Origin of the sequence: Natrinema caseinilyticum, assembly GCF_024227435.1 — an archaeon.
Classification (GTDB): domain Archaea; phylum Halobacteriota; class Halobacteria; order Halobacteriales; family Natrialbaceae; genus Natrinema; species Natrinema caseinilyticum.
Map to the genome: position 1 here is coordinate 1,305,232 of NZ_CP100445.1, position 23,599 is coordinate 1,328,830.

Below are 23,599 nucleotides of genomic sequence, written 5' to 3' on the forward strand. Positions count from 1 at the left end.
CGTGTCGCGCCCCGCGTGACGAGCGATCTACCGGGGATCCGTCGCCGCTCGAGCGGCCTCGATGTGTCGCCGCCCGATCCGAACGTCGGCTGCCTTTTCGTTCGCCGTTTCGGGATCGTGTTCGCTCGCGACCTCCCTGATCGCCCGCATGGACGCGTCCCTGACCAGCGCCTCGAGGTCGGCGCCGGTGTAACCCTCGAGTTCGGCGGCGAGTTCGGAGACGTCGACGTCCTCGTCGAGCGGTTTGTCCCGGGTGTGGACGGCCAGGATTTTCTCGCGGGCCGCTCGATCGGGTTCGCCCACGAACACGTGGGTGTCGAGGCGTCCGGGACGGAGCAACGCGGGATCGATCTGGTCCTTGCGGTTGGTCGCGGCGAGGACGACGAGGTTCGGGTTTTCCCGCATTCCGTCGAGTTCGGTCAACAGTTGGGAGACGACCCGCTCGGTCACTTCGTGTCCGTCGCCCCGAGCGGCGGCGATGGCGTCGATCTCGTCGAAGAAGACGATCGATGGGGCCGACTGGCGGGCGCGCTCGAACACCTCTCGAATCGCCTTCTCGCTCTCACCGACGTATCGGTCGACGATTTCGGGGCCGTCGACGCGGACGAAGTTGACGTCCGTCTCCCCGGCGAGCGCGCGGGCGAGCAACGTTTTTCCGGTTCCCGGCGGGCCGTAGAGCAGGACGCCGGAGGGCGGGTCCGTGTTGGTCTCCTCGAACAGCCGATCGTAGGTCAACGGCCACTCGACGGATTCCCGGAGCGTCTGCTTTGCGTCCTCGAGCCCCCCGACGGCCGAAAAGTCGATGGTCGGCGATTCCGCGACGTATTCGCGCATCGCGGACGGTTCGACGGACGCGAGCGCGGCGTCGAAGTGCGCCTTCCGAACCGTCGGATTCCGGTTCCACTCGCGTCGCTCGTCGGCCTCGGTCGGGCGATCGCGAATTGCGGCCATCGCAGCTTCGCTCGCGACGGCATCCAGGTCGGCCCCGACGAAGCCGTGCGTCCGCCGCGCGATGGCGTCGATATCGACATCGTCGGAGAGAGGCATGCTCCGGGTGTGAACCTCGAGTATCTCCCGCCGACCCTCCTCGTCGGGGACGCCGATTCCGATCTCGCGGTCGAAGCGGCCGCCGCGCCGGAGCGCGGGATCGATCGCGTCGACGCGGTTGGTCGCGCCGATGACGATCACTTCGCCGCGTGCGTCGAGTCCGTCCATCAGCGTTAGCAACTGGCCGACGATCCGATTCTCCGCGTCCCCCTCGTCGTCGCGCGTGCCCGCGATCGAGTCGATTTCGTCGAAGAAGACGATGGTCGGTGCGTTCTCGCGGGCGGTCTCGAACGTTCGCCGGAGCTGTTCTTCGGACTCGCCTTTGTACTTCGACATGATCTCGGGGCCCGAAATCGTCTCGAATGCGGCGTCGACTTCGTTGGCGACGGCGCGCGCGATCAGCGTCTTCCCGGTGCCCGGCGGCCCGTGCAGGAGGACGCCCGACGGCGACTCGACGCCGAGCCGTCGAAAGAGCTCCGGTTCCGACAGCGGGAGTTCGATCATCTCGCGGACGAGTTCGAGTTCCTCGTCCAGCCCGCCGATGTCCTCGTACGTGATGCCGGACCCGGGTCCCGTATCGTCCGACTCGACCGCGGGACCTGTATCGGCGGGGCCAGCGGGAGACGACGATTCGGACCGTGACCGGCCGCCGTCGACGGAACCCGGGTCGCTCGAGCCTTCGGTGACTCCTCCCGTCCCGCCCCCGCTGGCGGTCGCGAGGCGGATCGAGGTTCCGCTCGTGATCCGAACGTCGCCGGCGGGGTCGGTGTCGCTGACCTTGAACGGTTGCTGGTCGATCCCTTCGATTCGAATCTGCTCGCCGGCACGCACCGGGCGGTTACGAAGGGTCTCCGCGGCACCGTTTACGGCGGCGCGGCGCTGACTCTCCGAGAGACCCGGCGGTGGGACCAACGTGACCCGGTCGGCGTCTGCGATCGTCGACGTATCTTTCGCTCGGACGGAAACCGTATCACCGACGTGAACGCCGGCGTTCGCGCGCGTATCGCCGTCGATCTGAATCGAATCGTCGGGGGTCGATGGATCGGCCGGCCACATCTTCGCGACCGTCGACTCGTCGCCCTCGATCACGACGGCATCGCCGCTCAGGATGCCGAGCCGTCGCCGCGCTGGTTCGGGAATCCGTGCGACACCCCGGCCCGCATCCGCTTTCTCGGCGGCGTGCACCGACAACGTGACGCCGTCCGATTCCGACGAACTCATGATCGTTCCTTTCGGCCCAGGCGTCTTGAGAATTGTCCCGTTTCGAGGGACGGACCCGAGATTCGGCATCGACCGGACCACTCGAGCGCGACTCAGAGAGCGTTTTCGAGGAGCCGATCGATCCCGCGGCGAAGCCGCTCCGACGCCGATGGAGCGGAGATGCCGAGCCGATCGCCGATCTCCTCGGTCGATGCCTCTCTCGGGACTGCGAAATAGCCCGACTCGTGGGCCGCGACGAGCGCCTCGTGCTGTTCGCGGGTCAGACCGAAGGGTGGGTCGTCGGTCGGCGATTCCCGGGTCAGTCGCTCGAGTTTGAACGTCCCGCCCCGCTCGGTACAGAACGACCGATATTCTGCGAGCGCCTCCCTGTCGGGGAATCGTGCCCGTCCCCACCAGCCGTCGACGGTTACGATCCCGCCCAGGGGCGTGGTCCCGAGTTCGACGTATTTTCGATAGATCGGGAGCGGCGGATCCAGCAACGTGATCCGATACAGTTCCCCGCCGTCGGTATCGGTTATCATCGTGTACGTTCCGACCGTCGGATCGTCGGCCAGCGCCTCGGGAAAGTCGTCGGTCGCTCCGACGGCCCGGCAGAGAACGACCGGGCGATCCGGATCGACGACGAGGATCCGGTCGATGTAGAGCGTGATCCCCGGAACGGCCGTCACTGCGTCCGTCAACGGCAGATCGGGAGAGTTGAGCTGGAACTCCGCGATGAGGCCCATAGGCGCTCTTTCGCCCATTCGAACTTAAATGCCCTAGTCCATGAGATACAGTTTGATCGCGACGCGATACGAACCATCGGGACGAGCATGAGCGCCGACGAACTCCCCGCGATGCAACTCGACACGACGATTCGCCCCCACAACTACTACCGAAACGCGGTCAAGAAACACTGGGATCCCCACGAGGTCGATCTCGAGGCGGACCGGAAGGGCGCGTCCGAACTCTCGGAACCGGCGTTCCAGGGACTCAAACGATCACTCGCACTGTTCGGTGCAGGCGAGGAATCGGTGACGGAGGATCTCGCGCCTCTGGCGGTCGTCCTCGAGGATATCGAAGACCAGATGTTTCTGACGACACAGCTCTACGAGGAGTCCAAACACGTCGATTTCTTCGACCGCTACTGGCGTGAAGTGGTACACACCGAGGAGGAACGCCGCGGGCAGGAACTCTCGCCGCCGACGGACGAGCGGTGGTTCAACGACCCGTACGACGAACTGTTCGAGCGCAACGAGCGAGCGATGGCGCGACTGCTCGACGACGACACGCCGGAGAACCGCGCGAGGGCCCACTGTCACTACCACCTGACGATCGAGGGAATTCTGGCCCAGACGGGCTACTACGGTCTCACCCTCGCGTACGGTGAGAACGAGCCCGAACTACCGGATCTGCCGGGACTGGTCGAGGGACTCAAACTGGTCCGCAGCGACGAAGGGCGCCACGTCGGCTTCGGAATGGCGAAACTCAAATCGCTCGTGAGCAGCGGCGCGGTCGACCCCGACCTCCTCCGAGAGACGGTCGACGAACTGGTGCCGCTCGTCCAGGAGAGTCTGACGGGCGACGGCAGGGCCAGCGCCGAATCGGGCCCCGGACCGAGTCCGTCCGATCTGGCCGACTACGCGTACACCAAACACGAACAGCGAATGCGACAGATCACCACCGCGAGCGAGAAGATTCCGGACGTCGAGGAACTGACCGAACTCGAGGCCTGACGCCGGCGGTTCCGCGACACGGACCATCGGACGATTCGGGACCATCCACCGGAGAAACGACTTTTGTCGTTCGTGTCCCATCGTCTCTCATGGTCGTCCAGACAGAACGCGAGGATACCATATGGTACGAGTGTGAGACCTACGGTCTGCTCTTCGACGAACGGTCGGACGCATCAGAACACGAGAAGCGCTGCGACGACAGCGATCCGTCCTACATCCAGTGACCTGTCAGCCGACGAGCAGTCGCTCGTCGCCGGACAGTGAGACGCCCCGTTGCCACCCCCGTCACTCGAGGCGCTCGCGGTGATCGGCTGCGAGTTCGCGCGCCTGCTCGAGCGTGTGAGTTTCCGTCCACCGGACGCGGTCGCCGTCTCCGTAGGCGACCGCTGTCTTGAGTTCGTCGCGGAGGACGCCGTGGTCTACGGCCAGCACCGTCCCCGATTCGTCGCCGAGTTCGTAAACACCGGGTCGATTCGGGGCGTGGCCGATCGTCTCTCGCTCGAGGTCGCGCCAGGGCTTTTTCAGCGGCATCAGTCGCCCTCCGCGACCAGTTCGTAGGCGTGTTCGCTCATCTCGTCTTCGGCGAACACGAACACTCGCCCGTCGACGACCGAGAGATCGGCCTCGACGCGGATCGAATACGCTTCCGTCGCGACCGTTACGCCCGGGAAGAGTTGCTCTTCGTCCGTGCGCTCTAACATCACGCGGCCGACGCCGGTCGTCTCGAGGATGTCGTCGTGGGTATTCCGGTCGTTGATGTACGTCATGACGCCCTCGACGCCGTCTGGATCGGTCACGAGGACGTGAACCTCCTTGCCCGGCGGCGTCGTGACCGTCCTTTCGACGGGTTCGGGTGGCCCGTGATAGAACACGTCCCGGCCGTCGAGATACCGGACGACGACGCCGCCGTCGACGAGGTCCACGCCGATCGTACTGGGGGCGACGTTGTTGCGCGCGCTCATCGTCCGCCCATTCGACCGGATCGGGGAAAAGAAGTGCGTTCTCCCGGTCGGGCGCCTCCGCGGCGATTTCCCCTGCCAACGGGTCCCGCGGATCGTCAGCCGTAAGTATCCCGTCTGAGAGTATCGAGTATGGACGGCCGTGCTGTCGCCCCCGCAGCCGGGACGATACTCAACGCGCTCGCGACCGGGACAGGCTCCGCGTTCGCGATCGACCTCGAGACGACGGCGACCGTCGAACTCACCGACGACGGAGCGATCGTCGGCGACGTCGCCGACCAGCCGGAGGCCGATACGACGCTCGTCGAGCGGTGTGCGTCGATGACGATCGACGAATACGCGGATCAGGCCGGCCTCAGGGAATCAGCCGTCGGTGCCCGCGTTCGAACCGAGAGCGAGGTGCCGATGGCATCCGGACTGAAGAGTTCCAGCGCCGCGGCCAACGCGACGGTACTCGCGACGCTCGACGCCCTGGCCGTTGCCGACTCTGTCGAGCGAATCGAGGCCTGCCGACTCGGCGTCCGGGCGGCCCGCGACGCCGGCGTGACGGTGACCGGCGCGTTCGACGACGCCAGCGCGAGCATGCTCGGCGGCGTGACGGTAACCGACAACACGGCCAACGCGCTACTCGCCCGCGAGGAGATCGACTGGCTCGCGTTGGTCTACACGCCGCCCGAGCAGTCCTACAGCGCCGACGCCGACGTCTCGGCCTGCGAGCGCGTCGCACCGATGGCCGACCTGGTCGAAGAACTCGCGCTCGACGGCCGCTACGGCGAGGCCATGACCGTCAACGGCTTCGCGTTCTGTGGCGCACTCGAGTTCTCGACCGGGCCGATTATCGACGCGCTTCCGGACGTCACCGGCGTTTCGCTCTCCGGAACCGGCCCGAGCTACGTCGCCGTCGGCGACCGCGAGGCGCTCGAGGCCGTTCGAGACCGATGGGACGAGCGGGACGGAACGACACGATTACTGGGGACGCGCACAGACGGAACACGAACGACATGACAGGAGAGTCAGTGACTGCGGTAACGGACGGCGGAACGGACGACGCGAATCGAACACCTGAAGAGATGTCCCTCGACGAACTCCGCGAGGAGATTCGCGCGATCGATCAGGAGATCGTCGAGTTGATCGCCCAGCGAACCTACGTCGCCGACACGATCGCAGCGGTCAAAGACGAGCAGGGACTGCCGACGACCGACGAGAAACAGGAGCAGCAAGTGATGGACCGCGCGGGCGACAACGCCGAGCAGTTCGACGTCGACGCGAACCTGGTCAAGGCGATTTTCCGGTTGCTGATCGAACTGAACAAGGTCGAGCAGCGTGAGAGTCGGTAGCCGATAACGGCCTTTTGAGAGTCTGTCGGGGGATTGAGTCGGGGATTTTCTTCCGCCAGTCGTCCGATCATAGGCGGTGTGCAATTCGAAGGTATCGCACTTCCTGTGGTAGGTATAGAGTGAAGTACCTCGGCGACAAGCCCCGAGGCACTCGCCCTACTCAGCCTGTAGAAGGGTTAATTGAAGCGTGTATTTCCGACGGCGTAACGGCAGATAGGTAGGTGGAAAGCCGATTATTCGGGCTTACGTCGGTACCCGCGCCATGCTTCTTCAATTCCTTGAAGAAGTCTGTATGCGATGACGATTCCGAGCAGCAATATGACGAGTTCTTTCATACGCATAGATACATTACCATACCCGATAAGTTTTTCTCGCCTCTTTGCCATCCGATAGCGGTTGCGAGGTTTTTGTCAAATCTGTGCCACGAAAATCCGTCGTAGATGGACGACAGATGCCCGAGCGCACCCACCCGCAGGGCGTGCCAGATTAAGACCAACACCTCGGCTCATGGAGAAAGCGACGATTCTGGGGGAATCTGTAACACGAGTCAGAGACCTGAACAAAGTGGAGCAGCGAAAGAATCGGTCGCAGTTACTCCGCGGAAGACTCCCACAAGTAGGCCGAAACGAGCGGCCCTGAGAGACCGGTTTAGCGCAAATTGTGTAATATTCCGTGTCAGCAAAGTGCGACTCCAAACGGGTTTTCAGCATACTTCGAGGTGGACTGCGACCTCAAGACGAGAGAGACCGGAGGTCCCACGCTACCCGCAAGGACCGAGGCGCGTACGCGCCGAGGGAGTAGGGTGAGGTAGGTTACGGGAGCGGAATCCACGCGGCACCCGGAAGCACACCGACCAGCGCAAGGACGCCGATGACGAGCGACGTCCCCACGATGCTCGCCGCGGGCGGGTCGAAGTGAGTGTCCGCGTGAGCGTAGAAGATTCGTTGTGCAACTTCTCCGAGAAGGGCCCCAACACCACCGAACACGGCACCTAACAGCAGTACCTCTCCGAGCGGAATTGCTCCAGTGACGATCGCGGGTGTCAGTGAATCGAGCGGTGCGTCGACGCTCGCCAGCACCGCGGTGCTGGCGGGTAACGACATGTGGTGCGTCACGGGTATTTCGGGAACGCCCGCGTTCACGAACGCCAGTGCGACCACGCTGATGCCGAACGCGAGGAAGGCGCTCCCGGTTACGTACGCGATATAGCCGCCGAGAACCCCGACGACGGTGCCGAGCATCACCACGTGGCTCCAGCGATATTGATACGGTAACCACGGCTCGACCGAACGCCCACCGTCGGTCCGGGCGACCTCGCCCGGTTCGCTACGCCGCGTGCGCTCGAACGGAGACATATCGAACAACTGGCGCGGCGCGGCACCGATGAAACTGTAGCCGAACACTCCTCGGTGGACGAGAGCCGAACCCACGACGCCCAGTGCAACGGGATCGAGCGGAAGGCTGAGCGCCGCCGAAAGCGTCGCGATCCAGTACCCGACGACGCCGAAGAGTCCACCGACGGCCAGCACGTCCGGTTTGCTACCGAGACCACGCGTCACCTCCTTCGCCGGGTGGTACTCGAAGTCGGAGTCGAGAGACCCCTTCTTCGCGGCGTACGCAACGGCGGCGGCACCGCCTCCGAACGCGACGTGTGGCCCGAGAACCACGCCAAAGGCGATCGACCCCGTGATGTCCATGGAAGCGACTGCGAATTCGCTCGAGCGAGACAGCAGTTTGTAGAGTTCGCCGACGATGACCATCAGGCCCGCGAGCGTAAACGAGGGGAGTGCCCCGACTGCGGCCCCGAACGCGCCGCCAGCGAATGCGGCGACGACCATCTCGATGGCCCAGAGTTCCGAAACGCTCATCTGATCAGCTACTCACTTCGTTCGGTCAACGTCTCGGTGAGTTCGTCGAACAGTTCCGAGACGTTCTCCTCGATACCGTCCCGTATCTCCCGTACTACCTCGAGGCTCCGGCCGTGCGGGTCCTCGAGCGCCCAGTCGCGGGCGTCTCCCCGCCACGTCATCGGACAGACGTTCTCCGCGGAACAGCCCATCGTGACGACGATGTCCGCGTCCGTCGTCTCATCGTGGGTAATCGCCTCCGGACGCTCGTCCTCGAGAGAGATACCGATCTCCGACATCACCTCGACGACGACGTCGTGGACCCGGTCTGCGGGTTCCGTTCCTCCACTGATGACGTGGACCCGATCTTCGAGTCCCCGTCGGACTCGCTCGCGTTCGGCGAATGCGGTCGCCATCTGACTGCGGCCCGCGTTCTGTACGCAGACGAACGCAACCGTGACCGCGTCGTCTTCGGTCGGCTGACTCATTCGATTTCATCCCGTTCCGGCTTGCGGCCAGTAATCGCCGCAGAGACGATGAATTCGTCGAGATCGATGCTCTCGTCCCATTCGCGAATGAACTCCTCGCTCTCTTCTTTCGGTGTGATTCCGACGTCGTGGAAGCCGGCATCGACCAGCATCTCTCGCAGTGCGTCGACGGTCGACGCACCACTCACACAGGCGGCCACCGACTCCGGATCTGCTCGAATCTCGTCCGGAACGGGGGCCGTCATCACGACGTCCGAGACAGCCAGGCGTCCTCCCGGGCGAAGCGCCCGATACGCGTCGCGGAATACCTGCGCTTTGTTCGGCGAGAGGTTGATGACGCAGTTCGAGATGACGACGTCGATCGTTTCGTCCGAGACGGGGAGGTGTTCGATTTCGCCGAGGCGGAACTCGACGTTCGTCGCGTCGTTCTTCACGACGTTCTCTCGTGCTTTATCTACCATCTCGGGGGTCATATCGACGCCGATCACCCGTCCCGACTCGCCCACCTCGCGGGCCGCGAGGAAACAATCGAATCCAGCCCCCGACCCGAGGTCGAGGACCGTTTCACCATCGTCGAGTGACGCGATAGCCGTCGGGTTCCCGCACCCGAGCCCCAAGTCGGCACCCTCCTCCACCGCGTTCAGATCAGCGTCTTCGTAGCCGAGTTTCTGGGACCCTGATTCAGCAGTGTCATCGTCACAGCAACTACCCGAGTCGGTGCCACAGTCCGCGTTCGCTCCGGATGCGGTGGCGATTCGAGCGTACCGATTGCGAACGGCACGTCGCTGTTCTGCGGCGTCGAGGTTTCCGCGTTCGTCGGCTGATGCCGTCGATTCCTCACTCATCACGATTCGCCTCTATTTCATCGAATAGCTCCGTGATTTCGTCCCGGATCTCCCTGACACGGTCGATGTCTCGTCCGCTCGGGTCGTCGAGTGCCCAATCACGAACCTCCACGCCCGCAAACGTGTCCGAATTGTCGATCATTTTTGGTTAGTATCTCCTCGTGAGACGTCGAGCGCTTCAACCAGTTGATCGGCACTCTCGGTCGTTCGGTAGTATCGCCACGTTCCCTCCTTTCGCCGGGTCAAGAGCCCGGCGTCGGCAAGATCAGAGAGCGCGTGACTGACGGCGCTCTCGCTTACGTCGAACACCGGTGTGATTTCGCACACACAGAGTTCGTCTTCAGCGGCGGCGAGGAGCCGAACGATCCGATAGCGAGTCTCGTTTCCGAGGGCCTTCAGCGCGGCTAGGTCCCGCTCGTAATCCTCCGGAATCGCCGCCGTGAGGGAGACGAGGTCGTTCAATCTCGCCTCGACGTCCGCGTCACAGCAGTCGCCGACATCGTCTTCGATATAGCGCCGGAGCCTGGTCGTGTCTCGAGTCACGCTTGATTAATTGAACAACTCCTCATATATCCTTTTCGGAGGCTTGTACGAGCCTCTACAAGTGTCTGTACCCTCGCAGCACACTTCGTGGCTCGAGGCGCTTCCGTTTCTCTGGCGGCCACCACCTCGGTGAAATTCAGACGCGGGTCGCTCGAATCTGGTGGTGTGACGGCGCGTGAAACACCTCGAGGTCAGGTCGTTCGAGAATCTCCAATTCTCGTGATCTCGGAGAGATTCGATTTTCGGATGACTCCCGAAGCACTCGGCCTGCTCCGTCCGTAGACCGTCGGCGACGACAAACTCGGTCGACGTCTACTGCGCCTCCGGACGGTCGACCGGATCGGCAGGGAATAGCCGGCGAGTCCGTCTGGACCCGTGATAGTCTGACTCTCGCGTTGCTCAGTCAGCGAACACACGACGTCGCGTGATGAATCGTTGCGAGACACGACTCACCGCTACTTCGATTACGAAAACGCATATACTATCGACTCCGAAGTATCGAAGGACGTTCGGTGACTGAAAGCGTTCTCGAGAGGACACGGCACTCGGCTGTACCGACTCGCAAGGTGGAACGTGAGGCGATTAGGCGTCCGTCGAGAGTCTGTCGTCGACCGACGAGACGATGACCTCGAGGTCCAATTCGATGCCGTGAACGGCTCTGTCCCAGATCGTCTCACCGTCGGCAGTGACGGTGAACACCCCGCCATGGCTCGGAGCGAGCGTCACACCCTCTAACTCCTGTCCGAATTCGTCGAGGAGTCGGGTCTGGGTCTCGATCGCTGGATCGAGCAGTCCACAGGGAACACAGTATTCGATTTCGACTGTTGTCACGTCTCTCTCGTGGACTCATGTCGCCATAAGGCTAGGACAAGGGTTCACTGAGCAGGTTACCGAGACCTAACCTATCGCTCATCGATTGGCGTTGTGCGAGACTCCGCCGGCGAGGGAAACCTAACCGAGTATCTGTCCGGCAAACTGCCGGAGGGAATCGGGGTCACGTTCCACGATCAGAACCGCGAGAGCACCGATCAATACGCCGAGGTTCTTCCAATCCGGGCCGACGTACACTATCGCGACGAGCATCACTGGGACGAGCGAGACGGCAGCGAGTCGCTCTTTAACTCCGACGAGGAGGAGCACGACCGCGCCCACTTCGACGATTCCTGCAACGACGACCATGACCGTCGGCGCAGGTATCCCGTACGCATCGAAGAAGGCAACCGAACTTCCGTACGTGAGGAATTTGCTCAGGGCTGGTCTCGCAACGAGTGCGGCGAGGAGGAGACGAAGGCAGACGAGGACCCAGCCCGGAATCGACCGGCGAATCGTCTGCACGCGATCCGTATATGTGTCGTCCATAGGGGCTGGTGAGCAGGAAATCGAATAAGGGTAAGCGAAGGCGTGACTGAGTGGGTCCGGTTTCCGTATCGACTACTGAAACAGGACCTGCTGCGGAACACTGTGTTAGTAGTATGGTAATAATACCGCCGCGTTCAGTACGCACTGGTTGGAATGAGTAACGAAGTCGAAAAAACGTGTGTCGCGTCGTGGTGTGCCGACGACGACTGGTGTTCAGTAACGTGTACGGCCCATCTTATCGGGAAGAAATGGCATCCAGTCATCGTCCATCGATTGCTCGAACGAGGTCCGCTCGGGTTCAACGCACTCAAGGCCGAAATCGACGACATCTCCGCCACCGTACTCTCGAGCAGTCTGGAGGATTTATCGGAGAACGGGCTCGTGAATCGCGCGATCGTGAGCGAAAAACCGTTCCGAGTCGAGTATTCGTTGACCGAACACGGAGCCTCGCTGGAGCCGGTGATCGAAGCGATGGACGAATGGGGCAACGGGTATCTTCGGGAAACATCGTCCCGTGACTAACACCAAACGCGATTCTGAGTGAGACACGCCTCCGATGAGAAGCGGGAACCGATCAGTCGGGGTGCCCCTGTCGGTGTGAGGCCCTGCTGACGGCGCGCGTCGTTTCAGTACCTCACGTTGGAGACGGTGCTCCGGAACGAGAACGCAGACGAGACCACAGCCACCCTCGCGGTCGGGCGTTCGTCCATCGTCTCTACCACTCTGACCGGCACGTTTCGACACGAACGGTCACACACCGTGAACTGCTCCGACTATTCGTTTCGTATCGCCGTCGATTATGTGTCTCGGCTTCAATTACCGCCATGGCAATCGTCGCTGAAATTTTGCTCGAGGATCACACGCTCCCGTTAGTCGGCCTCGCGAATTCGATTCCGAGCGGAGAGATCGCAGTCTCTGACTCGGTGGCCCTCGAAGACGGCCACTACCTTCTCACGGTCCGCGTCGACGACGAGTCGCGTGAAGCCTTCGAGCGCGGAGTAGACGCCCAATCGGAGGTCGTCGACACGGCGGAGGTCGGGCAGACGGCGGATGGATGGTTCTACCAGGTGACCATCGACAGCGGATCCGATCTCTTCGCCTCCCACGATCCGGAGCAATTCGAAGGTGTCCTCCTGGACGCGACGGTTACCGGCGACGGAGTACAGGAGTCGAAGGTGTTCTCGGACTACGAGGCGTTCAGACACCTTCGGGACCGATGTGAGATCCACGACATCCCGTTCGAGTTGCTGACTATCGCCGCCGATCCAGAACGTCCCGGTGAACGCGATACCTTCGGACTCACGGAGAGACAGTACACGGCGCTCTCGGTCGCGTTCTCACGCGGCTACTACGACTCACTGCGTCGCATGACGACGCAGGAACTCGCCGACGAACTCGGGATCTCCGCCCCGTCCGCGTCCGATCTGCTCCGTCGGGCCGAGCGCCGACTCATCGGTCAACTGTTTGGGCCGAAGCAGTATTTAAACGAACTTACCCATTAGCATGACGCTCTCCAGTCCGACGCTCGTATCGATACGTGATGTCAGAAACGACAGCTTCGACGAGCGGGACTCGAGAAACGTGGCAATTCGACGACACGGTTGCGGTCGTGACAGGTGCGTCCTCCGGAATCGGAGAGGAAACCGCCGCGGCGCTGGCGGATGAAGGCGCGCGTGTCGTCCTTGCGGCCCGTCGCACCGACGAACTGGAGGCGCTCGCGGACCGAATCGAGACGGCGGGTGGCGACGCACTCGTCGTGCCGACCGACGTAACCGTCGAAGACGATATCGACTCGCTGGTCGAAACGGTCGTCGACGAGTTCGGACGGATCGACATCCTCGTCAACAATGCCGGCGTGATGCTCCTCGAACCGCTCGAACGTGCCGAGCGGTCGAACCTCCGGCAGATGGTCGAGGTCAATCTACTCGGGTTGATGAACCTCACGCACGCCGTGCTTCCGCTCATGCAAGAGCAGGACGCGGGCCACATCGTGAACGTCTCCTCGGTTGCGGGCCGTCGAGCATCGGCCACCGTCAGCGGGTACAACGCGACGAAGTTCGGGGTGAATGCCTTCACCGAAGCGCTTCGACAGGAGGTCACGACCGACGGGATCCGGACGACCGTCATCGAACCCGGTGCAGTCGACACCGAACTCCCGACCCACATCACCGACGAACAGATACTGGAACAGTTCGCCGAGATGGACATGCCCACGCTTTCACCGGAGGACATCGCCCGTTCCATCGTTTTCGCGACTACGCAACCCCAACACGTGAGCGTGAACGAACTCCTCGTCACGCCGACCGGCCAGACGTAGGCCGGACGCGCCACCGCCATCTCCGCCTCCGTATCGACGTCCCCGGCCGCTCGACGTTCCCGGCCGCCGTACGGACAGTCGGCGTTCAGCAACCGGTGCACGATCGTGACGGGGCTCGCGTCTCTCCGTTTCAGTTCCGAGGCACGGGAACGACGCGGAACCGACGGCGAACGCCCGTTTCACGAACGGATTTCCGTTCGTCAGCGATCACGGGTACGGTGGCGCTGTCGCCGCGGGCTTTCGGTATCCGTCGCCGCGTGCCACCCGCTCGAGCGGGGATGGAGGAGATCAGCGTGGCGTTGGTCCCCGAGTCCGGTACTGCGAGCGCTCGCCCGAATCGGTGGCCTTCGCACGTTCGATCCGGTATTGCGACCGGACCGAGACGTCCCCGATAGTGGGACGGCGGCCATCCCTTTATCGGCTCGACGGGCGTATTGCTAGTAACTTCTCATGGTTTCGATTCTCATCCCGTACGGAACTGGAGAGGGACAGACCGCGACGGTCGCCGATCGTATCGCCGACGTCCTCGACGAACGCGGCCACGACGCGACTGCGATCGACGCCGAGGAACTCCCGCCCGACCTCGAGGTCGACGGGTTCGACGCGGTCTGTATCGGCGCCTCGATACACATGGGGAAACACCAGTCGGCCGTTCGGGACTTCGTGGAGGCAAACCGGGACGCACTGGCGTCCAGGCCGACCGCGTTCTTTCAGTTGTCGATGTCGTCGGCGGTCGCAGACGAGACGCGACAGGCCGAGGCTGCCGGCTACGTCGACGAGTTCCTCGAGGAAACGGGCTGGCACCCCGACCGGATCGGGCTCTTCGGCGGCGCGCTCCGCTACTCGAAGTACGGCTTTCTCAAACGGCTGCTAATGAAGCGAATCGCCGGGGATGCGACCGGGGATACGGACACGTCACGGGATTACGAGTACACAGACTGGCACGAGGTCGACGCCTTCGCAGCCGACTACGCCGCGTTCGTCGAGAGTCGCCTCGGCGTGCGACCGGCCGATCCACGGGACGCCGACCCGAGTAACGTGGACTCGAGTGGCGAGGAGACGCTCGAATGACTGCGTCTCGAAGCGGATGCTGACCCCCGCGTTCGTCCATCCTCGCAACGGTCGCGACGCTGGCACTGACAATCGTTGCGACGCTCGTCGGATTGTTCGTTCCGGGCTTCTACAGGCGGAGCAGGCCGAGTGCCTCGGGGCTTGACCCCGAGGGTGAAGGCCGTACGCACGGCTAAACGTGTTCCGTTCGCTCGATATACTGTTCAATCGTGTCGGTCGAAACATCGCCTGCTGTCCCCACATAGTACGATTCCTCCCAGAATCCACCGCCCCACAAGTAGTCCTCCAAGAACGGTTCGTGCTGGTTCCAGATTTCCCGTGCCGTGATGCTCTTGACGGTTCGTACAATCTTGCTCGGTGCGTGCTTCGGGTGGGCAGAGACGAATAGGTGTACGTGGTCGGGAGAACTGTGGAGCGACAGTATCTCGTACCCGTACTCGTCGCACACGTTGCGGACACCCTCCTCCAGAGATTCCTCGATTGGTTCGAGTATCACGTGGCGGTACTTCGGACACCACACGAAATGGTAGTTGACGTTGTATACCGTATCGTTCGACCGCTTCTCCCCCATATCGAACCCACACCACCAACACAGTTAAGTATATACAAAATATATACACAGGTATGGTGAATCGCTTTGAAATCGACGGCGAGGAAGTTCTCGACGGCGAGGTCAAACCATTCGGGAACAGTGCCCACGTCACCGTCCCCAAACGCTGGCGTGGAGCCGACGTGAAAGTCGTCCGAACCTCAGAACCAACCGAACAAGACGAAGAATGACCGACGAACAGGCTCTCGTCAAGACGCTTGACTTCCAACTCAACATCCAGAGTGACAACGAGGGCCTGCTGTACGACGCTACACTCGAAGCCCGCGAGGTGTACAACGAAACCATCCGTCTCGCCAAAGGTGGCGTGGACTGGGACGCAATTCCCGACCGCGTGGCCGATGACGCCAACCTCGTGAAGAACACGACTCAGCGCGTCGGTGCGAAGGCACTCAGTGCGATGGAGAACTACTACGAGTACGACGACTTCGGACTTCCGAGTCACACTAAGGACGGTGCGTACCCGCTTCGTGCGAACTACGAGGAAGGATACAATTTGTCTCTCACCGACAACGGCGACGTAGCGTTCCGTATCAGCGCGAAACCCTACAAGCACGTTAAGGGCGTCCTCGACGGGAGTGACGCCCACCTCGACATTCTCAAGACTGCCCTCGAAAGTGACGAGTGGAAGATTGGGACGGCAGAAGCCCTGTTCCACGACGACAACCCCGAGTTGCACGTCAACGTCACCAACACCGAGCAGACCGTTCGAGACAAGCACGACTCACGGACGGTCATCGGCGTGGACGTGAACGAGGACAACGTGGCACTCACCGCCCTCTCCGAAGATGGCGTCGAGGACACGTTGGTTATCGACTTCCCCGAAATCAAGTTCGAGCGCCACCGCTACTTCACGATGCGAAAGCGCGTGCAGAACGCGGGGAAAGGCAGTATCCACGACACGCTCGAAGGGCGCGAGGAACGGTTCGTTCGTGACCGACTACACAAGGTGAGCCGTCACATCGTGGAGTGGAGCCGTCAGTTCGAGAAGCCGTGTATCGTCTTTGAAGACCTCAAAGAGATGCGCGATAGTATCGACTACGGTACGCGGATGAATCGACGTTTGCACCACCTCCCGTTCCGCGCCCTTCAATACTACACGTCGTACAAGGCGTCGTTTGAGGGCATCCCGACCGCGTGGATTAACCCTGAGTACACCAGCCAGCGGTGTCCAATGTGTGGACACACGGAGCGAGCGAACCGCAACAAGAAGCGATTCAAGTGTAAAGACTGTGAGCATCAAGACCACAGTGACCGTGGTGCAAGCGTCAATATCGCCGTGAAAGGTGTGAAGAAACTCGATTGGAATGTGCCTGCTCTCAACAGCCTCCCCGTTGTTCGGAAGGTGCGACGGCAGGCATCGGGGGCCGTGGACGCCCCGACCGTGACCCAGCCGACCGTTCGAGGCTATCAGGCCGATGGTCGGATGGGAGTGTCCGACTAAACCACGGGAAGCCTCGGGGCGTGACCCCGAGGTGGTTCACTCGCTGGACCTCGGTGTGGTCGTGCCGGGCGCCGCGCTCTCGGCGTACTGGCTCTGGAACCAGCGACCGTGGGGATACGCGTTCACCGCAGTCCTTCTCGTCAAAATCGCAACGCTCGGCGGGGCCGTGTTGGCGATGGCGGTCTTCATGATCCGGGACGGGCACCCGGTTCCGGTGGCGCAAATCGGTATCTTCGCCGCGTTGACCCTCCTTAGCACACTCCTACTCGTTCGGTTTTTCCTCGCGATCGGTCCGGAGTCGAATCGGCCGCCGGTCGATTCGACGACCGAAACCAAGACCGAGGCGTAACCGGCAACCTGTGGGGATCTGCGATCGTCGGAATCGGATGTGGTCGGCGTGCGCGGTCGTCGATCGCCTCGGTGTCCCGTCGTCGTACTCGCCGTTTTCGACCCGTCGGGAGGGGACGAAATAAGAGGCTCTGTGAACCACTAGCAGCCCATATTTCTTCCGCCTCCGATCCGAACTAACTGATATGGCCTGGCTCGAGAACTGCGTCACCGACATCCCAGTGCAGGACGGTGGATAGCGTGGCTGATTCGGATCCAGAGCCGCCCGTCGTCGGCAAGCAAACGCCGTCGAGGGCCATCCTCAAGTCCGCCATCGAGGCCGGGCAACACGAGATGGAGCGCGAAACGGAGGGGCTCTTGCTATCGGGGTTTTCGGCCGGTCTCGACATCGGGTTCGGACCGTTGCTCATGGCGGTCCTGCTCACGCTCTCCGACGGTGGCTACGGCGAACTCGGCACGGAACTCCTGCTGGCGAACGCCTACGCCGTCGGATTCATTTTCGTCATCATCGCCCGCTCCGCGCTGTTCACCGAACACACGACCCTCGCGGTGATGCCCGTCCTCGCCGGCCGCGCGTCGCTCGAGAATCTCGCTCGAGTCTGGGGGCTGGTCTGGATCAGTAACGTCGTGGGCGGGGCGGTGTTCACCGTCTTCATCGTCGTCCTGTTGCCAGGACTGGGAGTCGCCTCGCCGGAAGCGTTCGTCACGATCGCACACGAACTCGTCGCTCACAACGTCAGATGGCTGTTCATCGCCGGCATCCTCGCGGGCTGGCTCATGGGCCTAGCGGCGTGGCTGCTCGCCGCCGCACAGGAGACGATCAGCCGGTTGCTCATCATCTGGCTCGTCACCGCGTTGATCGGCCTGCTCCACCTCCCCCACTCGATCGCCGGGAACGTCGAGGTGCTGTTCGGACTCTTCCTCACGGCGGACGTCACGGTCGTCGACTACGTAAAATTCCTCGCGATGTCGACCGCCGGTAATGCGGTCGGCGGTGGCGTCTTCGTCGCAATCCTGAAGTACGGCCACGTCGTCCGCGGTGGCGACTGACCGGCCACTCGACGGCCGCGGAACGCCGACCGTCAGTAGTCCCAGAGCCGCTCGATCCTCGAGTCGATCTCCGGGTACTCGGTTCGCAGCGCGTCGACGCTCGTTTCTCCGTTGACGTTGATGACGTGGACGTCCCCCCGGCGACCGCCGTAGACGTCCTGGAAATCGTATACGACGCCGATCACGTCGACGTCATCGGGAACGTCGTCGCTCCCCTCTATGAACTCGACCTGTCGGTCCACGTTGTACTCGACGAGCCGGTTGATGGCGTCCGTTCGGTCCACGTCCGACGGGAGGCGTTCGACGCCCGACTCGAGGAACGGCTTCAGCAACTCGATGCAGTGGGTGATTCCCGCGGGCTCGGAGACGCCCTCGGTCAACGCGTCGTAGGTCGCCGTTACGGCTCCGCACCCGGTGTGTCCCACGACCACGATCGTCTCCGTTCCCGTGTGTTCGACCGGATAGAGCACGTCTCCCGAGACGACTCGTCCGGCGTCGGTCAGCTGGACGACTCGATTGCCGATGTTCCCGCAAGTGAAGGTTCGTCCGGGTTCGTCGTTGCCCCACATGTGATCCTGGAGGACACGAGAGTCCGAACAACAGACAGTGACGACGTCGGGTCGCTGGGAGTCCTGCACGTCGTCGAATTCGGATTGGAACGCGTCGGCGTGGTCCGAATTGCGTTGCAGCATCTCGATGAATTCCTCGCGCATACGTACCCCGGCGGCGGCGTCGATAATAATTCCAATCGTTTGGAACGGGGAATCGGACGGCCGTGGATCGTCTCAGCTGTCGGACGGCCGTGGATCTGCTCGTGGTGATTCCCGACCCTGAGACACGTCCTCATCGATGGTCTGCGGTCGTCACGCGGTGGCCGGGAATCGTGCGGGTGGACCCGTTCGTCGCGCTCGAGCGCGACGCCGAACGGGGCGACGGACGCAGGTCGTGTACGACGGACGCAGGTCGTGTACGACGGACGCAGGTCGTGTACGACGGACGCAGGTCGTGTACGACGGTTCAGGAGAAAGGAGGAAGAACGGTGTCTCCGCCTTCAGCCGTCGGAGTTGCCACACCGTGATAGAGACTGGGGACCAAACCCAACACTCACAACCCCGTCTCTCCTGTCACCCAGGTATGAACGTCTCCATCGTCGGCAGCGGCTACGTCGGGACGACCGTCGCCGCCTGCCTCGCGGACCTCGGTCACGACGTGCTCAACGTCGAGATCGACGCGGACATCGTCGACAGCATCAACGCCGGCGACGCCCCGATCCACGAGTCGGGTCTCGAGGAGCGAATCGCAACTCACGCTGGCACGTCCCTTCGCGCGACGACGGACTACGACGAGATCCGGACGACGGACGTCACCTTCCTCTGTCTGCCCACGCCGCAGTCCGACGACGGGAGCCTCGACCTCGCGATCATGCGCGCCGGGGCGGAATCGCTCGGTCGCGCGCTCGAGAGCAAAGACGACGATCACCTCGTGGTGGTCAAGAGCACGGTCCTGCCGGGCACGACCGAGGACGTCGTCGCGCCGATCCTCGAGGCCGAATCGGGGACCGCCATCGGCGACGGAATCGAGGTCGCGATGAACCCCGAATTCCTCCGGATGGGGACCGCCGTCCGGGACTTCCTCGAGCCGGACAAGGTCGTCCTCGGGACCGCAACCGACGAGGCGGCGGCCACCCTTCGCGAACTGTACGCACCCATTCTCGACGGCGAGGCGCGTCGCGCTTCGAATACCGCGAGCGGCGACGAGCCGCGAGCCCGCGACGGGGCGACTCTCGTCGAGACCGACGTCCGCGAGGCCGAACTCATCAAGTACGCGAACAACGCGTTCCTCGCGGCCAAGGTCTCGCTGGTCAACGAACTCGGGAACATCGCAGCGGAGTACGACGCGGACGCCTACGAGGTCCTCGAGGCGGTAGGACTCGACGACCGCATTTCCGAGCGATTCATGCGTTCGGGGCTGGGCTGGGGCGGTTCCTGTTTCCCGAAGGACGTCAACGCGCTCAGAGCCGGCGCCCGCGAGCAGGGCTACGAGCCCGAACTGCTCGACGCGGTCGTCGCTGTCAACGACGCCCAGCCGCGGCGACTGGTCGATCTGCTGGAGCCCCACGTCGACCTCGAGGGGGCCCGCATCGCGGTCCTCGGCCTGTCGTTCAAACCCGGCACCGACGACGTCCGCAAGTCGCGCGCGCTCGACGTGATCGACCACCTCCAGAAGCGGGATGCGACGGTCGTCGCGTACGACCCGGTGGCGATCGAAGCCGTTCGGTCCGATTACCCGACTGTCGAGTACGCCGACTCGGCCGAGGGCGCACTCGCGGGCGCGGACGGCGCCGTCGTCGCGACCGACTGGCCGGCGTTCGACGACCTGTCGTTCGAGGGCATGACTCGATCGATCGTCGTCGATGGCCGGCGGATCGACGTCGACGAGTCCGCCCTCGAGGTCTACGAGGGACTCACCTGGTAGTTCGACGACGAGGCGACCCGGTCGTTCTCCGAGGGGCCGACCCGGAGTCAACCACCGGTTACGTACCCGCATCGGAACAATCACTTCAACGTAGATATCGACGATATAAGCCACCCACTGGTCAATCAGTAGCCTTTTGCAGATCGGCGGGGGAGTATCCCCCGATGGAAGACGACGCGGTTCGTGCGGATTCGAGCGTCCTCTCGGACGGTGGTAAAAGCGTCGCCGTCACGGAGGGATCGAGGGAGATTTCGCCCGACGAGGTCTGCGTCCTCATCCCCACGCTCGACGAAGCCGCCACGATCGGCGACGTAATCGAGGGATTCTCCGATGAGGGTTACACGAACGTGGTCGTCGTCGACGGGGACTCCTCGGACGACACCCGCGAGATCGCCCGCGAATACGGCGCAGAAGTGCTGGTCCAGTCGGGCGACGGGAAGGGCCAGGCCGTTCGTGAGGCCCTCGAGCACGTAACGGTCCCGTACGTGTTGATGCTCGACGGCGACGGGACCTACGACCCGGCCGACGCCGATACGATGATCGAACCGCTCTCGCGCGGGTACGAACACGTCATCGGCAACCGCTTTGCGGATATGGACGACGACGCGATGCGAGCGTTGAACGGCGTCGGCAACCGACTGATCAACCATGCGTTCGGGTTCGTCCACGGCGCCAACTACGAGGACATCCTCTCGGGCTACCGGGCGTTTACCGTCGATTCGTTCGAGCGGCTGTCGCTTGACTCCGACGGATTCACGCTCGAAACCGAACTGGCCGTCGAGTGCGTCAAACACGGCATCGAGACGACGGTCGTGCCGATCAGTTACACGGCTCGGCCCGACGAGTCGGAGACGAACCTCCATCCGATCAGAGACGGCGGGACGATCATCCTGGCGCTGTACTCGCTGGCGAAGACGAACAACCCGCTGTTCTATTTCGGAAGCCTCGGCGTCATCGGCATCGTATCCGGGAGTCTCATTGCGGTCTACGTGCTCTGGGAGTGGATCCAGTACACCCAGAGCCACGAGATCATGGCGGTCGTCTCGGCCGCCGCCATCCTGCTCGGCGTTCAGTTACTCATGTTCGGGGTCCTCTCGGACATGCTCGTGACGCTCCACCGCGAGCAACGACGGCGACTCGAGCGCATCGCACGCGAATCCCGCGAAGACTAGCGCGGTAGCAGACTCGAGACCGCAGTCAGAACGCGACTCCGCGGACGAAATTCGAACGGCCAGTCGGAACGGAACCGGTAGTCAGAACGGCAACAAGGAGCGGACCTGCGCGACGACGCCGCCGGATCGGTTCCGACGGTACTTCTCGAAGGGTTGATGGAGCTGGTTGAGCAGTTCCTGTCGGGAATCGAACTGGGTCGTCGGAACACGATCGAGCATTTCGCTCAACGGAACGTCGTTTCCGTGGACGTCGTACGGGATGCGCTCGTGGCCGAGTTCGGCCTTGACGTCGTCTTTCGTGGCCGGAAAGGAGAGATCAGCGTCTTTGAGGCGGGCGTCGACGGCGGCGATGCCGAACTCGATACTGTCGGGTGTCTCGTCGTCTCCGCTCGATGGTGGCCGGACTCCCATACCTATACCTCACGGTACGGAGCCGGATATAAAATGGCTGTGAAGACGGTCACCGCTGCAAACGACCGGCGTCGAACCGAAAGCGACCCCCGTCCCTGAACCGACGGGAACCCAGCCCCCGGTCCCGGAGCGACACCGCCCACGAACCGACAGTGACGGCAAACTGTCGACATGCATTTGGGGACCGGGACGGAGTATGGCGTATGACCGAATACACCACGGTGTCGATACCGAAGGACCTCGCGGACCGCGTCGAGGAGACCATCGAGGGAACGAGCTTCCAGAGCACCAGCGATCTCGTCCGATTCCTGCTGCGCAGCATCGTCATCCAGCACCAGAAGGAGGGCCAGCTCACCGAAGCCGAGTTCGAGGAGATCACCGAACAGCTCCGCGGACTCGGCTACCTCGAGTGAGCAACCGACGAACAACGGGCTCCGCAGGTAGCGAGCCGGGGGCTTTCGCACGGGTAGGGGCCAGTGTGTCCGGCGTGTCCGGCTTTGCTTGTCCGGCTCGTTCGAGGGTCTTGCGCGCCCGCGAAACGCGGGCAAGCGCTTTTCCGACTCGAGCCGGTTAGCTTCGCTCGGAGGGCCGAAATGCATGCCCCACATTCCGAATTTCCCGTCCGACGACGCTGACGACGACGGGCGCGATCGGTCTCCCGGAAGCATCATCGACCGAATTATCGGCGACGACGAGTTTCCGGTACCGAACGCGGGATAACGCCCCGACTTGCATTTTTTCGGTCGCGGGGACGCTGGATGCATCGGCGACGAAACCACCGGCGGCTGGCCGCGAACGACGCTCGAACCAACACGGCGAAGACCGGGCTCTACCGTCGGCGATCGTCCGCCCGATCAGTCCATCAACGATTGCCCCGGCGGCGCAGCGTCGACGATCTCGAGGGGTTGGCGCACGCCGCTGCGGTCGAACGCGGCGAACGAGCGCTCGTCGATCTCCCACGGCGGGACGGCGACGAAGACGACTTCGGCCAGGTCGTCCCGTCTCGTCACCTCGAGTTCACCGACGGGGTGCGAGACGAATCGGCCCTGGGCCTGGCGCGCGGGCGTCGAGAGGTCGACGCCGAAGACGGCATTGACCGGGTTGTCGGTGGTCGGGAAGAAGAAGTCCGTAAAGACGGGGGTGTCGGGAGGGAGTCCGCTCGCGCCCTCGAGTTCGCTCGCGGCGGTGACCGAGACGCCGGTCGTCAGGGACGTCGGATCGGCGTCGCTGGCCAGGTCCACCAGCACGTCGACGAGCGCACGAGTTACGTAGACCACACCGCTGCTTTGGGTGCGTGGTAGTTAGATGTATGCCACGAAATCGGACCGTTCCGCTCCTGCCAC

Annotated in this window: 30 protein-coding genes and 1 pseudogene; 16 read left to right on the forward strand and 15 right to left on the reverse strand. The window is 63.0% G+C overall.

The genetic code is table 11. From position 1 onward, the window contains the following. Positions 1-27: 27 nt before the first annotated feature. Positions 28-2,268 (reverse strand): AAA family ATPase, encoded by a 2,241-nt coding sequence (locus tag NJT13_RS06285; protein WP_254524719.1) that lies wholly within the window; start codon positions 2,266-2,268, stop codon positions 28-30. A 92-nt stretch (positions 2,269-2,360) separates the two neighbouring features. After that, positions 2,361-2,993: a helix-turn-helix domain-containing protein gene (locus tag NJT13_RS06290; protein WP_254524720.1), complete on the reverse strand. Its 633-nt coding sequence runs from the start codon at positions 2,991-2,993 to the stop codon at positions 2,361-2,363. Positions 2,994-3,080: 87 nt separating this feature from the next. Here NJT13_RS06290 and NJT13_RS06295 point away from each other — a divergent pair, with 87 nt between their 5' ends. Together NJT13_RS06295 and NJT13_RS23170 are read left to right on the forward strand one after the other, a co-directional pair. Beyond that, positions 3,081-3,983 (forward strand): ribonucleotide-diphosphate reductase subunit beta, encoded by a 903-nt coding sequence (locus tag NJT13_RS06295; protein ID WP_254524721.1) that lies wholly within the window; start codon positions 3,081-3,083, stop codon positions 3,981-3,983. Positions 3,984-4,072: 89 nt separating this feature from the next. Beyond that, on the forward strand, positions 4,073-4,207 hold the full coding sequence (locus tag NJT13_RS23170; RefSeq protein ID WP_256549415.1) for a DUF7128 family protein: 135 nt from the start codon (positions 4,073-4,075) through the stop codon (positions 4,205-4,207). 61 nt (positions 4,208-4,268) lie between these two features. Here the strand turns inward: NJT13_RS23170 and NJT13_RS06300 are convergent, their stop codons facing one another. Together NJT13_RS06300 and NJT13_RS06305 are read right to left on the reverse strand one after the other, a co-directional pair. Then, a complete protein-coding gene (locus NJT13_RS06300) occupies positions 4,269-4,514 on the reverse strand; it encodes a DUF7508 domain-containing protein (protein ID WP_254524722.1) in 246 nt (81 codons plus the stop codon). After that, positions 4,514-4,945: a DUF5796 family protein gene (locus NJT13_RS06305; protein WP_254524723.1), complete on the reverse strand. Its 432-nt coding sequence runs from the start codon at positions 4,943-4,945 to the stop codon at positions 4,514-4,516. Before NJT13_RS06305 ends, NJT13_RS06300 begins: the two co-directional genes overlap by 1 nt. A gap of 129 nt (positions 4,946-5,074) precedes the next feature. Between NJT13_RS06305 and NJT13_RS06310 the strand changes: the two genes are divergently transcribed. Together NJT13_RS06310 and NJT13_RS06315 are read left to right on the forward strand one after the other, a co-directional pair. After that, the gene (locus tag NJT13_RS06310; RefSeq protein ID WP_254524724.1) at positions 5,075-5,947 is read left to right on the forward strand and encodes a shikimate kinase; all 873 of its coding nucleotides are present in this window, start codon (positions 5,075-5,077) and stop codon (positions 5,945-5,947) included. Next, positions 5,944-6,279, forward strand: a complete 336-nt coding sequence (locus tag NJT13_RS06315) for a chorismate mutase (RefSeq protein WP_254524725.1) — start codon at positions 5,944-5,946, stop codon at positions 6,277-6,279. Before NJT13_RS06310 ends, NJT13_RS06315 begins: the two co-directional genes overlap by 4 nt. Positions 6,280-7,091: 812 nt before the next feature. Here NJT13_RS06315 and NJT13_RS06320 read toward each other — a convergent pair. From NJT13_RS06320 to NJT13_RS06350, 7 genes and pseudogenes are all read right to left on the reverse strand, one after another. Continuing rightward, positions 7,092-8,147 carry a DUF7973 family transport facilitator gene (locus NJT13_RS06320; RefSeq protein ID WP_254524726.1) on the reverse strand — a complete coding sequence of 352 codons (1,056 nt, stop codon included), beginning with the start codon at positions 8,145-8,147 and terminating at the stop codon, positions 7,092-7,094. Positions 8,148-8,155: 8 nt separating this feature from the next. Further along, complete coding sequence (locus NJT13_RS06325) at positions 8,156-8,614, reverse strand: arsenate-mycothiol transferase ArsC (protein WP_254524727.1); 459 nt, start codon at positions 8,612-8,614, stop codon at positions 8,156-8,158. Then, a complete protein-coding gene (locus NJT13_RS06330; RefSeq protein ID WP_254524728.1) occupies positions 8,611-9,459 on the reverse strand; it encodes an arsenite methyltransferase in 849 nt (282 codons plus the stop codon). The genes NJT13_RS06325 and NJT13_RS06330 overlap by 4 nt, the downstream gene beginning before the upstream one ends. Then, positions 9,452-9,574 (reverse strand): annotated as a pseudogene (locus tag NJT13_RS06335) (low molecular weight phosphatase family protein); the annotation flags it as partial. The pseudogene NJT13_RS06335 and the gene NJT13_RS06330, both read right to left, overlap by 8 nt. A 23-nt stretch (positions 9,575-9,597) precedes the next feature. Beyond that, positions 9,598-10,002 carry an ArsR/SmtB family transcription factor gene (locus NJT13_RS06340; protein ID WP_254524729.1) on the reverse strand — a complete coding sequence of 135 codons (405 nt, stop codon included), beginning with the start codon at positions 10,000-10,002 and terminating at the stop codon, positions 9,598-9,600. 582 nt (positions 10,003-10,584) lie between these two features. Further along, positions 10,585-10,833 carry an Rdx family protein gene (locus tag NJT13_RS06345; protein ID WP_254524730.1) on the reverse strand — a complete coding sequence of 83 codons (249 nt, stop codon included), beginning with the start codon at positions 10,831-10,833 and terminating at the stop codon, positions 10,585-10,587. 120 nt (positions 10,834-10,953) lie between these two features. Further along, on the reverse strand, positions 10,954-11,361 hold the full coding sequence (locus tag NJT13_RS06350; RefSeq protein ID WP_254524731.1) for a DoxX family protein: 408 nt from the start codon (positions 11,359-11,361) through the stop codon (positions 10,954-10,956). Positions 11,362-11,514: 153 nt separating this feature from the next. Here NJT13_RS06350 and NJT13_RS06355 point away from each other — a divergent pair, with 153 nt between their 5' ends. The 4 genes from NJT13_RS06355 (at position 11,515) to NJT13_RS06370 (ending at position 14,749) form a co-directional block, all read left to right on the forward strand. After that, on the forward strand, positions 11,515-11,883 hold the full coding sequence (locus NJT13_RS06355) for a winged helix-turn-helix transcriptional regulator (protein WP_254524732.1): 369 nt from the start codon (positions 11,515-11,517) through the stop codon (positions 11,881-11,883). 302 nt (positions 11,884-12,185) lie between these two features. Further along, entirely contained in the window at positions 12,186-12,863 is a 678-nt protein-coding gene (locus NJT13_RS06360; RefSeq protein WP_254524733.1) for a helix-turn-helix domain-containing protein, read from the forward strand. Positions 12,864-12,901: 38 nt separating this feature from the next. Beyond that, the gene (locus NJT13_RS06365) at positions 12,902-13,678 is read left to right on the forward strand and encodes an SDR family oxidoreductase (protein WP_254524734.1); all 777 of its coding nucleotides are present in this window, start codon (positions 12,902-12,904) and stop codon (positions 13,676-13,678) included. Positions 13,679-14,128: 450 nt separating this feature from the next. Beyond that, a complete protein-coding gene (locus NJT13_RS06370) occupies positions 14,129-14,749 on the forward strand; it encodes a flavodoxin domain-containing protein (RefSeq protein WP_254524735.1) in 621 nt (206 codons plus the stop codon). A gap of 172 nt (positions 14,750-14,921) precedes the next feature. Here the strand turns inward: NJT13_RS06370 and tnpA are convergent, their stop codons facing one another. After that, entirely contained in the window at positions 14,922-15,320 is a 399-nt protein-coding gene (tnpA, locus tag NJT13_RS06375) for an IS200/IS605 family transposase (RefSeq protein WP_254524736.1), read from the reverse strand. A gap of 53 nt (positions 15,321-15,373) precedes the next feature. Here tnpA and NJT13_RS06380 point away from each other — a divergent pair, with 53 nt between their 5' ends. The 4 genes from NJT13_RS06380 to NJT13_RS06395 all read left to right on the forward strand — a co-directional run bounded on the left by NJT13_RS06380 (position 15,374) and on the right by NJT13_RS06395 (position 18,198). Further along, positions 15,374-15,529: a DUF2080 family transposase-associated protein gene (locus NJT13_RS06380; protein WP_006067108.1), complete on the forward strand. Its 156-nt coding sequence runs from the start codon at positions 15,374-15,376 to the stop codon at positions 15,527-15,529. Next, positions 15,526-16,800 carry an RNA-guided endonuclease InsQ/TnpB family protein gene (locus tag NJT13_RS06385; protein ID WP_254524737.1) on the forward strand — a complete coding sequence of 425 codons (1,275 nt, stop codon included), beginning with the start codon at positions 15,526-15,528 and terminating at the stop codon, positions 16,798-16,800. Before NJT13_RS06380 ends, NJT13_RS06385 begins: the two co-directional genes overlap by 4 nt. A gap of 31 nt (positions 16,801-16,831) precedes the next feature. After that, positions 16,832-17,149 (forward strand): hypothetical protein, encoded by a 318-nt coding sequence (locus NJT13_RS06390; protein ID WP_254524738.1) that lies wholly within the window; start codon positions 16,832-16,834, stop codon positions 17,147-17,149. Positions 17,150-17,388: 239 nt separating this feature from the next. Continuing rightward, positions 17,389-18,198: a formate/nitrite transporter family protein gene (locus tag NJT13_RS06395; protein WP_254524739.1), complete on the forward strand. Its 810-nt coding sequence runs from the start codon at positions 17,389-17,391 to the stop codon at positions 18,196-18,198. Positions 18,199-18,230: 32 nt separating this feature from the next. On the opposite strand, the gene NJT13_RS06400 is transcribed toward NJT13_RS06395, so the two are convergent. Then, positions 18,231-18,911: a carbonic anhydrase gene (locus tag NJT13_RS06400; RefSeq protein WP_254524740.1), complete on the reverse strand. Its 681-nt coding sequence runs from the start codon at positions 18,909-18,911 to the stop codon at positions 18,231-18,233. A 421-nt stretch (positions 18,912-19,332) separates the two neighbouring features. Here NJT13_RS06400 and aglM point away from each other — a divergent pair, with 421 nt between their 5' ends. Both aglM and aglJ read left to right on the forward strand, forming a co-directional pair. Then, a complete protein-coding gene (aglM, locus tag NJT13_RS06405) occupies positions 19,333-20,673 on the forward strand; it encodes a UDP-glucose 6-dehydrogenase AglM (RefSeq protein WP_254524741.1) in 1,341 nt (446 codons plus the stop codon). A 164-nt stretch (positions 20,674-20,837) separates the two neighbouring features. Further along, a complete protein-coding gene (gene aglJ / locus NJT13_RS06410) occupies positions 20,838-21,845 on the forward strand; it encodes an S-layer glycoprotein N-glycosyltransferase AglJ (protein WP_254524742.1) in 1,008 nt (335 codons plus the stop codon). An 81-nt stretch (positions 21,846-21,926) separates the two neighbouring features. Here the strand turns inward: aglJ and NJT13_RS06415 are convergent, their stop codons facing one another. Beyond that, complete coding sequence (locus tag NJT13_RS06415; protein WP_254524743.1) at positions 21,927-22,256, reverse strand: DUF5789 family protein; 330 nt, start codon at positions 22,254-22,256, stop codon at positions 21,927-21,929. A 203-nt stretch (positions 22,257-22,459) separates the two neighbouring features. Between NJT13_RS06415 and NJT13_RS06420 the strand changes: the two genes are divergently transcribed. Then, positions 22,460-22,669, forward strand: a complete 210-nt coding sequence (locus NJT13_RS06420) for a ribbon-helix-helix domain-containing protein (protein WP_179260673.1) — start codon at positions 22,460-22,462, stop codon at positions 22,667-22,669. A 184-nt stretch (positions 22,670-22,853) separates the two neighbouring features. Continuing rightward, positions 22,854-22,976 carry a hypothetical protein gene (locus NJT13_RS23175; RefSeq protein WP_256549417.1) on the forward strand — a complete coding sequence of 41 codons (123 nt, stop codon included), beginning with the start codon at positions 22,854-22,856 and terminating at the stop codon, positions 22,974-22,976. A 134-nt stretch (positions 22,977-23,110) separates the two neighbouring features. Here the strand turns inward: NJT13_RS23175 and NJT13_RS06425 are convergent, their stop codons facing one another. Further along, positions 23,111-23,533, reverse strand: a complete 423-nt coding sequence (locus NJT13_RS06425; RefSeq protein ID WP_254524744.1) for a JAB/MPN domain protein-containing protein — start codon at positions 23,531-23,533, stop codon at positions 23,111-23,113. Between the last annotated feature and the right edge of the window lie 66 nt (positions 23,534-23,599).

What these genes read in the sequence shown, in the direction of transcription:
- NJT13_RS06365 (WP_254524734.1), top strand. Translation starts at nt 12,902, where the DNA reads ATGTCAGAAACGACAGCTTCGACGAGCGGGACTCGAGAAACGTGGCAA.
- NJT13_RS06285 (WP_254524719.1), bottom strand. Translation starts at nt 2,268, where the DNA reads ATGAGTTCGTCGGAATCGGACGGCGTCACGTTGTCGGTGCACGCCGCC.
- NJT13_RS06330 (WP_254524728.1), bottom strand. Translation starts at nt 9,459, where the DNA reads ATGAGTGAGGAATCGACGGCATCAGCCGACGAACGCGGAAACCTCGAC.
- NJT13_RS06290 (WP_254524720.1), bottom strand. Translation starts at nt 2,993, where the DNA reads ATGGGCCTCATCGCGGAGTTCCAGCTCAACTCTCCCGATCTGCCGTTG.
- NJT13_RS06420 (WP_179260673.1), top strand. Translation starts at nt 22,460, where the DNA reads ATGACCGAATACACCACGGTGTCGATACCGAAGGACCTCGCGGACCGC.
- tnpA (WP_254524736.1), bottom strand. Translation starts at nt 15,320, where the DNA reads ATGGGGGAGAAGCGGTCGAACGATACGGTATACAACGTCAACTACCAT.
- NJT13_RS06320 (WP_254524726.1), bottom strand. Translation starts at nt 8,147, where the DNA reads ATGAGCGTTTCGGAACTCTGGGCCATCGAGATGGTCGTCGCCGCATTC.
- NJT13_RS06305 (WP_254524723.1), bottom strand. Translation starts at nt 4,945, where the DNA reads ATGAGCGCGCGCAACAACGTCGCCCCCAGTACGATCGGCGTGGACCTC.
- NJT13_RS06325 (WP_254524727.1), bottom strand. Translation starts at nt 8,614, where the DNA reads ATGAGTCAGCCGACCGAAGACGACGCGGTCACGGTTGCGTTCGTCTGC.
- NJT13_RS06385 (WP_254524737.1), top strand. Translation starts at nt 15,526, where the DNA reads ATGACCGACGAACAGGCTCTCGTCAAGACGCTTGACTTCCAACTCAAC.
- NJT13_RS06400 (WP_254524740.1), bottom strand. Translation starts at nt 18,911, where the DNA reads ATGCGCGAGGAATTCATCGAGATGCTGCAACGCAATTCGGACCACGCC.
- aglM (WP_254524741.1), top strand. Translation starts at nt 19,333, where the DNA reads ATGAACGTCTCCATCGTCGGCAGCGGCTACGTCGGGACGACCGTCGCC.
- NJT13_RS23170 (WP_256549415.1), top strand. Translation starts at nt 4,073, where the DNA reads ATGGTCGTCCAGACAGAACGCGAGGATACCATATGGTACGAGTGTGAG.
- NJT13_RS06380 (WP_006067108.1), top strand. Translation starts at nt 15,374, where the DNA reads ATGGTGAATCGCTTTGAAATCGACGGCGAGGAAGTTCTCGACGGCGAG.
- NJT13_RS06355 (WP_254524732.1), top strand. Translation starts at nt 11,515, where the DNA reads ATGAGTAACGAAGTCGAAAAAACGTGTGTCGCGTCGTGGTGTGCCGAC.
- NJT13_RS06295 (WP_254524721.1), top strand. Translation starts at nt 3,081, where the DNA reads ATGAGCGCCGACGAACTCCCCGCGATGCAACTCGACACGACGATTCGC.
- NJT13_RS06350 (WP_254524731.1), bottom strand. Translation starts at nt 11,361, where the DNA reads ATGGACGACACATATACGGATCGCGTGCAGACGATTCGCCGGTCGATT.
- NJT13_RS06360 (WP_254524733.1), top strand. Translation starts at nt 12,186, where the DNA reads ATGGCAATCGTCGCTGAAATTTTGCTCGAGGATCACACGCTCCCGTTA.
- NJT13_RS06415 (WP_254524743.1), bottom strand. Translation starts at nt 22,256, where the DNA reads ATGGGAGTCCGGCCACCATCGAGCGGAGACGACGAGACACCCGACAGT.
- NJT13_RS06370 (WP_254524735.1), top strand. Translation starts at nt 14,129, where the DNA reads ATGGTTTCGATTCTCATCCCGTACGGAACTGGAGAGGGACAGACCGCG.
- NJT13_RS06310 (WP_254524724.1), top strand. Translation starts at nt 5,075, where the DNA reads ATGGACGGCCGTGCTGTCGCCCCCGCAGCCGGGACGATACTCAACGCG.
- NJT13_RS06315 (WP_254524725.1), top strand. Translation starts at nt 5,944, where the DNA reads ATGACAGGAGAGTCAGTGACTGCGGTAACGGACGGCGGAACGGACGAC.
- NJT13_RS06300 (WP_254524722.1), bottom strand. Translation starts at nt 4,514, where the DNA reads ATGCCGCTGAAAAAGCCCTGGCGCGACCTCGAGCGAGAGACGATCGGC.
- aglJ (WP_254524742.1), top strand. Translation starts at nt 20,838, where the DNA reads ATGGAAGACGACGCGGTTCGTGCGGATTCGAGCGTCCTCTCGGACGGT.
- NJT13_RS23175 (WP_256549417.1), top strand. Translation starts at nt 22,854, where the DNA reads ATGCCCCACATTCCGAATTTCCCGTCCGACGACGCTGACGACGACGGG.